General features: G+C 62.1%; 9 protein-coding genes. 4 read left to right on the top strand and 5 right to left on the bottom strand.

All coding sequences use genetic code 11. The annotated features are described in order from the left end of the window. Positions 1–147: 147 nt before the first annotated feature. The 5 genes from flhA to flgA all read right to left on the bottom strand — a co-directional run bounded on the left by flhA (position 148) and on the right by flgA (position 6480). Positions 148–2244 (bottom strand): flagellar biosynthesis protein FlhA, encoded by a 2097-nt coding sequence (flhA, locus tag HB633_RS27070; RefSeq protein WP_213781232.1) that lies wholly within the window; start codon positions 2242–2244, stop codon positions 148–150. Next, complete coding sequence (flhB, locus tag HB633_RS27065) at positions 2241–3461, bottom strand: flagellar biosynthesis protein FlhB (RefSeq protein ID WP_213781231.1); 1221 nt, start codon at positions 3459–3461, stop codon at positions 2241–2243. The genes flhA and flhB overlap by 4 nt, the downstream gene beginning before the upstream one ends. A 475-nt stretch (positions 3462–3936) precedes the next feature. Next, positions 3937–4380: a flagellar protein FlgN gene (locus HB633_RS27060; protein ID WP_213781230.1), complete on the bottom strand. Its 444-nt coding sequence runs from the start codon at positions 4378–4380 to the stop codon at positions 3937–3939. A 99-nt stretch (positions 4381–4479) separates the two neighbouring features. Next, positions 4480–4812, bottom strand: coding sequence for a flagellar biosynthesis anti-sigma factor FlgM (gene flgM, locus HB633_RS27055; RefSeq protein ID WP_213781229.1), 333 nt, complete (start codon positions 4810–4812; stop codon positions 4480–4482). 189 nt (positions 4813–5001) lie between these two features. Beyond that, positions 5002–6480: a flagellar basal body P-ring formation chaperone FlgA gene (flgA, locus tag HB633_RS27050; protein WP_213781228.1), complete on the bottom strand. Its 1479-nt coding sequence runs from the start codon at positions 6478–6480 to the stop codon at positions 5002–5004. Positions 6481–6704: 224 nt separating this feature from the next. Between flgA and flgB the strand changes: the two genes are divergently transcribed. The 4 genes from flgB to flgE are packed head-to-tail and all read left to right on the top strand — an operon-like array spanning position 6705 to position 9646. Continuing rightward, positions 6705–7199: a flagellar basal body rod protein FlgB gene (gene flgB / locus HB633_RS27045; RefSeq protein WP_213781227.1), complete on the top strand. Its 495-nt coding sequence runs from the start codon at positions 6705–6707 to the stop codon at positions 7197–7199. A 31-nt stretch (positions 7200–7230) separates the two neighbouring features. Then, positions 7231–7656, top strand: a complete 426-nt coding sequence (gene flgC / locus HB633_RS27040; protein WP_056356433.1) for a flagellar basal body rod protein FlgC — start codon at positions 7231–7233, stop codon at positions 7654–7656. Positions 7657–7666: 10 nt separating this feature from the next. Then, complete coding sequence (locus HB633_RS27035; protein ID WP_213781226.1) at positions 7667–8392, top strand: flagellar hook capping FlgD N-terminal domain-containing protein; 726 nt, start codon at positions 7667–7669, stop codon at positions 8390–8392. A 24-nt stretch (positions 8393–8416) separates the two neighbouring features. Beyond that, a complete protein-coding gene (gene flgE / locus HB633_RS27030; RefSeq protein WP_213781225.1) occupies positions 8417–9646 on the top strand; it encodes a flagellar hook protein FlgE in 1230 nt (409 codons plus the stop codon). The last annotated feature ends 36 nt before the right edge of the window (positions 9647–9682 follow it).

Genomic DNA, 9682 nt, shown 5'->3' with positions numbered 1-9682 from the left:
GCCGTTGGACAAAGAAATGAAGTGCCGCCACGCACAGTGGCTAACAGTGCTAAAGAAATCAGATAACAGTGAACGCGCGAAGACCTAAAAAGCAGCAACCCAGCATCAACCCCGACCACAAGAACTGCCCCCGAGCGCCAGCGAAAATCACCCTCCGATTAAATTCACCACCTTAATCCCCCGAGTATCGGGCACTTCCGCATACGACAACACCTTCAACTGCGGCAAACTCCTGCGCAGGAACCTCGCGAGCATCGCCCGCAATGAATGCTGCACAAGCAAAACCGGCGGAAGCCCAATATTCTGCTGGCGCATGATCGCGTTCTGCGTCGAATTCAAAAGCGTCTGCGCCAACCCCGGCTCGAGCCCGGGATTCGCCCCCGTCGACAAAGCCTGCGACAACACCCGCTCAAGCGATGGATCCAGCCCCATCACCTGCAATTCGCCGCCGCCCGGATACCACTGCTGCGTAATCGCGCGGCCAAGCGCGAGGCGAACAGCGGCGGTCAGATCGTGAGCATCGGAGATCTTGGGGGCATGCTCCTGAAGCGCATCGATGATCGTGCGCATGTCGCGAATAGGCACGCCTTCTTCCAGCAAATTCTGCAGCACCTTTTGCAGCGTGGTCAGCGCCATGACCTTCGGCACGAGATCATCGATCAACGTCGGCGTGTCCTTGCCAACGCGCTCCAGCAACGCCTGAACTTCCTGACGTCCGAGCAATTCGGCGGCGTGCGTGACGACCAGATGATTCAAATGCGTCGCGACGACCGTGCTGGCATCGACGACCGTATAGCCGTAGACCTGCGCCTGCTCGCGCAAACTCGTATCGATCCACACCGCCGGCAAACCGAACGCCGGATCTTGCGTCGGACTGCCCGGCAAGGTCGCGGTGACTTGCCCCGGATTGATCGCGAGCCATTGGCCGGGGAACGCCTCGCCCACGCCGACTTCCACGCCTTTCAACGCAATCCGATACCCGTTCGGCCGCAATTCGAGGTTGTCGCGAATATGAATCACCGGCGGCAGGAAGCCGATTTCCTGCGCGAATTTTTTCCGGATGCCCTTGATGCGCTTGAGCAATTCGCCATCGGTATTGCGATCGACAAGCGGAATCAACCGATACCCCACTTCAAGCCCGAGCGGATCGATCATCGCGACATCGTCCCAGCTTGCTTCGCTGTTTTCGACAGGCGCGGCCGCCGGCGCGACGAGATCCGTCACTGCCGCCGCTTTCTTCTTCGCCTGGGCGCGCTGGTTCATCGTGCGTGCGGCGTAGATGAGACCGCCGCCAAGCAGCAAGAACGCGAAGTGCGGCATGCCCGGAATCAAACCCATGATGCCGATGATCACGCCCGTGATCATCAACACGCGCGGGTTGCTGAACAACTGCCCGGTCAACTGGGTGCCGATGTCCTCTTCGGTGGCCACGCGCGACACGATCACGCCGGCCGCCGTCGAAATGATCAGCGACGGAATCTGCGCGACCAGGCCATCGCCGATGGTCAACAACGTGTAGTTCGTGGCCGCGTGCGCGAAGTCCATGTCGTGCTGCAACATCCCGACGATCAACCCGCCCACGATGTTGATCACCATGATCAGCAAACCGGCGATCGCATCGCCGCGCACGAATTTGCTTGCGCCGTCCATCGACCCGTAGAACTCGGCTTCCTGCGCGACCTGCACGCGGCGCTTGCGCGCCTGGTCTTCGTTGATGAGGCCGGCGTTCAGGTCGGCATCGATAGCCATCTGCTTGCCCGGCATCGCATCGAGCGTGAAGCGCGCGCCGACTTCCGCGATCCGCCCTGCGCCCTTCGTGATCACCATGAAGTTGATGATCATCAAGATCACGAACACCACGATCCCGACCGCGAAGTTGCCGCCCACGAGGAAGTGGCCGAACGATTCGATGACCTGGCCGGCGGCATCGGGACCGGTATGGCCTTCGAGCAAGACGATTCGCGTCGATGCCACGTTCAGCGACAAACGCAGCAACGTGGAGAACAGCAGCACGGCCGGGAACGCGGCGAAATCGAGCGGTTTTTGCGTGTACATGCTGACGAGCAGCACCATCACGGAAAGCGCGATGTTGAACGTGAACAACAGGTCGAGCAGGAATGCCGGCAACGGCAAGATCATCATGCCGAGAATCATGCAGATCAGCACCGGCCCGGCCAGTGCTCTCAAGTTCTGCGATCCCAACGCCTCAGGGCGCTTCGAGAAAAATCCGGCGCGCGCGTTCATGCTTTGCTTCCTTTTGCTGATTCGTTTTTAGCGGCTTCGTCGGCCAGCGCTTCGGCGGCTTCCTGATCGGCTTCGGATTCGGGGACGCTGCCTTTATCGAGTTCCGGCGGAACGTCGAGGTTGTCCGGTTCTTCGGGTTTTTCGCCGCCGTCTTCCTTGAATTTGCGCAGCTGATAAACCCAAGCCAGCACTTGCGCGACCGCGCCGTACAGCGCGCCTGGAATCTCGCGATTGATCTCGACGTTGTGATAAAGCGCCCGTGCGAGCGGCGGCGCTTCGAGCAGCGGAATGTTGTGCTCGCGCCCGAGTTCGCGAATGCGCGCCGCGACCAGGTTCACGCCCTTTGCGACGACCTTTGGCGCGCGCATTTCGCCATCGGCATATTTGAGCGCGACGGCAAAGTGCGTCGGGTTCGTGACGATGACATCGGCGGTTGGAATCGAGGTCATCATCCGGCGACGGGCGGCTGCACGTTGTTGCGCGCGGATGCGGCCCTTGACGTGCGGATCGCCATCGCTTTCACGATGTTCGCGCTTCACTTCCTCTTTGCTCATGCGCAGCTTTTTGGCGTGCGTCCAGAGTTGATAGGGAACATCGAGCGCGGCGACCAGGAACAAGCCGGCGATCGCCATGCCGCAGCACACCACGATCAGATGCATGGCATCGGCGAGCGCGAGACTCAGCGGCTTCGTCACGAGACCGAGCACTTCTTCCTTGCGATGCCATATTGCCCAGCCGGCCAGCCCGCCGACCACGAGCGTCTTCAGGACCGACATGCCAAGCGCGATAGGACCTTGCGACGAAAAGATCTTGCCCAGGCCGCTGATGGGATTGAGCCGGCCGAAATTCGGCGCGAGCGGTTTGGTGGTGAGCAGCCAGCCGCCGAGCGCCATGGGCGCGGTGACGGCGGCGAGCGCGGTCAGCGCGAGCACCGGAAACAAGGCGAAGAAACCTTCCTTGCCCGCGGCTGCGGCGCCGATCAGCATCTGGTTTGTATCGAGAACCGTGTTGTGGTTGAACGTGAGCGCGCCGCGCAGGATGGATTGCAGATGCTGGCTGATGGGCCCGGACATGCCCCAGATGCCAAAAAATCCCGCCGACAACAACGCAAACGACGCCAACTCCCGCGAGCGCGCGACCTGACCTTCCTCCCGCGCCTTTTCGAGGCGCTTGGGAGTGGCTGATTCGGTCTTTTCGAGGTCGCTTTCTTCTGCCACGTCGCTGCACTCCGGTTCAGCCGGCCTTCGATGAAGACCTGACGTTCTGATCCAGTGAAGCGATTATTGCGAAAAGCGGCGAGTGACCATCGGCTGATCAAGGTGGGGAAAGGGGGGTAATTCGGGGAATGACGACGCTGACGCAGCGCAGGTTTCCGTGTTAATGGATTCCCACACTGGTGGCGAAGCGTGTGGGTATCTATTGACGGAGAGGGAGGGTTTCAACTGTTCGTTGTTATTCGCCGCGCGTGCTTTTGGGGTCCCAAGCAGTCCGGAACTGCACGCTCGGGACACTTATGAGCCAATTGTTGGAAGGCGTTTTCTTTGCTTCGTTTCTTTGTCGCCGTTGGACAAAGAAATGAAGTCCCGCCACGGACAGTGGCTAATAGTGCTAAAGAAATCAGCCAGAACAGAACGCGCGAAGACTAAAAAACAGCAACCCGGCATCAACCCCGACCGCCCAAGCGCCAGCGCCCTACAGGCCCAAAACCCCCGGCACCCGTCCATCCGGCCCATAAAACGCCGACTTCACCGGCGCAATGGTCAGCGCCGCCAGCGCTGTCCGGTTGTACTCCATGCGCGTGCGGATCAGCACACCATTGTTGTTGTTGCTGCGCTTGGCGCGCCCCGCCACATCCAGCAATTCCTGCCAGTGGACAGTCAGCTTTTCATCGCCGATAACAACCTGTTCCATACCCGCGAACCCCGCAGGCAGGCCAAGCGCCCCGAGCTGCTCATCGCGCGTGCGTTCCAGCACGGCGATCTGCTCGGTCAAGACGACCTTCTGTTCGATGATCGAAGGCAGCGTCTCAAGCGGCGAAGCAGCCGTGAGCGCTTTCTCTTCGTAGGCAAGCAGCGATTCAAACGCCTCGACAGCGGCGATTTCTTCTATGACGGTGGCAAGCAAAGCGTCTTTCATGGGCGACTCGCTAAAAACTCCGGCCCGCGCTCAATGGCGGTGCCAAGGTCTGAAAAAGCCGCCCGGCGCTGCATCGGCGCCTGTAAAAGGACGTCGTGCTCAGCCGGCCGGCGGGGTTTGCGTCTTCAACAACTCGCTGGCGCTCGACAAAATGCCGTCGGCGACCTTGCCTGCATCGACCTTGTAGCTGCCGTCCGCGATCGATGCCTTGATCGCCGCGACTTTCGCCGTGTCGATATCGGCGCTGCTCGACGTACGCAGATCCGTCGATAACGCCGACAAACTCACCGTGGAATTCGAGCCACTGGTGCTGCTGGTGGCCGTAGTTCCGTTAGTGGTGCCCGGCGTTTGCGAATCGGCTTGCGCCGCACGTTGTTGCGCAGCTTCCTGCAATGCTGCGATCTGGCTGGTGTTGCTGGAATCGATTTTCACGATGGTCTTCCCTGACGATGTGATCCTTTTATCGGCGAAGCGGTGTAAAAACTTAACCCCTTGCGCTTCTGGAACCACCCGCTGCCGGGTTACATCGGCTGGAAATCCTTACACAGCAAGGCTTCCGGCTAATTGAAACAAAGTGCAACAAGTGAGGGTTAGCCCACATAAGGCGCTCAAGCCCGGCTTTTACAACTGGACTTCAACCGTCGAACTGTCCTTCACAATGCCCGTAATGATCTGGCCCCCAGCCGTTTTCACGCGAACCTGCTGTCCGGGCGTGGCGTTGTTCATGGCGCTGCCTTCCGCCGATATCGAAAAACCGGCGCCGCTCGTCACCACATGCACTGACGATCCAATCACAACCGAACTGGCGCCGCGCAGCATGTCGGTGCGCAGCGGCAAGCCGGCAACGATCCGCGACAGCGTCGTCGCGCCGACCGCTTGGGACGGATCGGTGACGATGGCTTGCGGCATCGACGTAATGTCGCCATCGCGGGCGGTCAGGTCGGCGGCGGTCAGCACTTCGCCGGGCGCCATGGCGCGGGCCGCGAGGTAATACGTTGCTTGCAGCGAGACGCGCGCCTGCAGGTAAAGCGTCCACGGCCGGTCGCCCGTGCAGCGCACGCCAACCGTGGTACGGCCCCAGATGCGCGCGCCCGGCGGCATGAAAGGTTCGAGCGTCGCGCAGGGCGCGAGGCCGCGCGGGAACACGGGCGTGACGGTGATATCGGCTTTACCGGGCAATCCGGCGGCTTGTTGCTGGAGGAACGCGAGCGCGGCGGCGCGGATGGAATCGCCGTCCTGCGAGGGCTGCCCGTTCCGGGGCGTCGCGGCGGCAGGGGCGAGCGGGGCGCGAATGGCGGCGGCCTGCAAAGGTGCGGCCTGCACTGGCGCGGCCGGGCGCATCGATACCGCCATCATCCCGCCCGTCACCGGCATGGCAGGCGCGGCGGCAATAGGCCGGGCCTGAAAACCGCGCGTGGCGATGCGATTCGGCACCACGGCGTCAGTCGCCTCGACTACAACCGGCGTCACATCTCTCGCCGATGCCCCCACGCGCTGAACCGGCCGCGCCGCAGTCGCACTATTACTAATAGCAGCGTGCGCGGAAGGTTCGCCGTTGCCGGGAATCTCGATCATGCCGCTGGCCGGCGCGCTTTGGGCCGCGCTTTGGCTCTGGCTCGGCGCCATCGCCAATTTGGGTTGCGCCGGTTTCGCTTCGCCATTCCCCGGGATCACGATCATGCCGCTGTTATCGGCGGAAGAAGATGAGGCATCGGCGGCGTCGGCGCGGGCTTCTAACGCGAGCGCTGCGGCGCGCATCGCGGCATTGGCGCCATTCACGGCGCGCGCGTAACCACGCGGGCTGGGCCCGCCCATCGATTGGACGTTCGGCTGCGGTTGAGCCGCGGGCGTCGCGCCGTTCACGGTCATTCCGGCGTTCCTGGCCATCGCGACGACGGCAGCGGGATTCGTCTCGCCCGGGCCCGAGATCATGATGGCGCCGCCATTTTCCTGCGCGAGAGCCGGCATTGCGGCAACTGCCAGCGCCAGCGCGCACCCAAACGCCAGCGCATTCAGCCGCCACGCGATAGTGCTCGTCGAGCCAACCGTCCCCTGACGGCGCGTGGCCGTTCGACGGTCAGGCGCAGCGAAGCTGTGCATTGCGTTTCTCCCAGGCAAAACCAGATAAATCTCATCGATAACAACCTACGAGACGAATTCTAGATATTGGCGGGGAAAGGCAACCGTCGAATAGAGGCCGCCTTTCCCTGTTATTCGTCTGATTGCATCTTGCGGTCCGCTCCTAAGATTCGTCTCATGCCAAAAAGTCTTCCGTGCCGCGCAGCGCCGGAACCGAAGACCCGAAAAGCCGAAGGAGAACCGTGATGCTGGACAAGCTCGACAAGGAATTTGCGTTTGGCCGCGAAGCGCTCGATGTACGGGCGTATCGGCAGGAACTGCTGTCGTCGAATATTGCGAACGCCGATACCCCCGGCTACAAGGCGCGCGACGTCGATTTTTCAAGCGCCCTCGCCGGCGCGCTGAAGAAGACCGGTGACGCGTCGGGTACGTCGGCTACGTCCGGAACGGGGTCGCTGCAGATGGCGCAGCCCGTGAGCGTATCGACGAGTGCGGGGTTGGCGGTGACATCGCCGGGACATATGGCGGGTGCATCGAAGCTGACGGCAAGCGGCGGCAGCACCGACGACTACGGCAAGCTCGCCTATCGGATTCCGAGCCAGCCGTCGCTGGATGGAAACACGGTGGACATGGATTCGGAGCGCGTGCAATTCGCCGATAACGCCTTGCACTTCGAAGCCGGCATGACGGTGATCTCGTCGCAGATCAAGGGAATGATTTCGGCGATCACGTCTAACTGAGCGTCGAATCAAGCACAGAAAAGGACAGGCCATGCCTTCTTTAATGAACATTTTCAACGTAGCCGGATCGGCGATGTCAGCTCAGGCGCAGCGCCTGAACGTGACGGCGTCGAACCTGGCGAACGCGGACAGCACGACCGGTCCCGACGGCCAGCCGTACAAGGCGAAGCAAGTCGTGTTCGCCGTCGATCCGCTCGGCGGCGCGCGCACCGCGTCCGGCCAGCAAGTGGGCGGCGTGCAGGTGACGGGCGTGATCGACGACCCGACGCCCATGAAAACCAGCTACGACCCGACCAATCCCGCGGCGAATCCGGACGGCTACGTGACCATGCCGAACGTCGACCCGGTGCAGGAAATGGTCAACATGATTTCCGCGTCGCGTTCGTACCAGGCGAACGTCGAGACGCTCAATACCGCCAAGCAGCTGATGCTTAAAACCCTGACGATCGGAACCTGAGGACAACCCCGTGACAACCAACACCACGATCGGCAACAACGGGACGACCGTATCCCAGACGCTGCTGGACACCATGAACGGCGCGTCGAGCGCGTCGTCGTCGAGTTCGGCTTCCAGCGCGACGGGCGGCCAGTCGGCGTCCGACTTGCAGAACACTTTCCTGACGCTGCTCGTGACGCAGTTGAAGAACCAGGACCCGACGAACCCGACCGACAGCTCGCAGATGACCTCGCAACTCGCGCAGATCAGCACGGTTTCGGGTATCGGCCAGTTGAACACGTCGCTGACATCGCTCGCAGGACAGTTGTCCGCTGGACAGTCGACGCAAGCCGCGTTGCTGATCGGCTCGACGGTCCTTGCGCCGGGCAACAGCGTGACGGTGGCAAGCGGCAAGTCGACCAGCTTCGGCGTGCAGACGGCGAATGCGCTCGACGACCTCACGATCAATGTCAAGAACTCGTCCGGCCAGATCGTCAACACGCTCGATCTCGGCGCGCAGCCGGCGGGCGTGGTGCCGCTCTCGGGCTGGACGCCGGTCGACAAGAACGGCGCAACCCTGCCCGACGGCACGTACACCATCTCGGCGGCCGGCACGATCAGCGGCAAGGCGGCGACGGCCACGGTGCTGTCGGCGTCGCAGGTTCAAAGCGTGGTGCAACAAGCCGATGGAACCGCCGGACTCCGGCTCGCGAACGGCACGACGGTCGGCCTGACCAGCGTCGCCTCGATTCTCTAATCAAATTCAAAAGCGGAGACCGTCATGGGTTACCAACAAGGTTTATCGGGTTTGTCGGGCGCGTCGAGCGACCTGGATGTGATCGGCAACAACATCGCCAACGCGAACACGGTTGGCTTCAAGCAAAGCCAGGCGCAATTCGCCGATATGTACGCGAACTCGGTCGCGACCGCGGTGAACAACCAGGTGGGTATTGGTACGAAGCTGGCTGAAGTTCAACAGCAATTCGGCCAGGGCACGATCACGACGACCAATCAGGCGCTCGATGTCGCCATCAACGGCAACGGCTTTTTCCAGCTCTCGGACAATGGCGCCTCGGTGTATTCGCGTAACGGCGTGTTCCACCTGAACGCGGACGGCACGATCGGCAACTCGGCGGGTCTGCTGCTGATGGGTTATGCCGCCGACAAGTCGGGCATTGTGAACAGTGCGGCGACGGTGCCGCTGACGGTATCGACGGCCAATCTTCCGCCGGTCGCGACCAAGAACGTCAAGTTCGGCTTCAACCTGAATTCGCAATCCGCCGACATCCCTGCCACGACGGCTTTCAGCGCCACGGATTCGAGCACGTACAGCGCGACCAGCTCCATCAACGTCAACGATTCGCTTGGCGGCACGCATCAGGTTGCGGTGTATTTCGTGAAGAACTCGACCGGCTCGTGGACCGCTTACGGCACGACCGGCACGCCCCCGGCGCCCGTGGGACCAAATGCGGACGGCAAGCTCGGCACGGTCGCCTTCGATGCATCCGGCAACATGACCGGCTCGAGCAAGTTCAATTTCACGATCCCCGACGGCGCGGTTGCCGGCAAGACGCAAGCCCTGACGATGGACTTCGCCGGCACGACCCAGTTCGGCGCCACAAGCGGCGTCCAGAGCAGCTCGCAGGACGGCGCGGCATCGGCGAGCCTGACGGGTTTCTCGGTCGGCACGGACGGCACGCTGACCGGCAACTACTCGAACGGCAACACGCAGGCGCTCGGCCAGATCGCGCTTGCCAACTTCGCCAACCAGAACGGCCTGCAGGATCTCGGCGGCAACGTGTACGCGCAGACCGGCGCGTCGGGCGCGGCGCAAGTCTCGGTGCCGGGCGCGACCAACCACGGCACGCTGCAAGGCGGCGCGGTGGAGAACTCGAACGTGGACCTGACGAGCGAACTCGTGAACCTGATCACGGCGCAGCGCAACTATCAGGCGAACGCGCAGACCATCAAGACGCAGCAAACAGTCGATCAGACGTTGATCAACCTGTAAGCACGGCCTAAGCACCATTAGCGACACATAAGCGAG

The organism is Caballeronia sp. dw_276 (assembly GCF_018449635.1).
Lineage (GTDB): Bacteria > Pseudomonadota > Gammaproteobacteria > Burkholderiales > Burkholderiaceae > Caballeronia.
The sequence above is the reverse complement of the archived record's forward strand: the minus strand, read 5'-3'. Positions and strand labels throughout refer to the sequence as shown.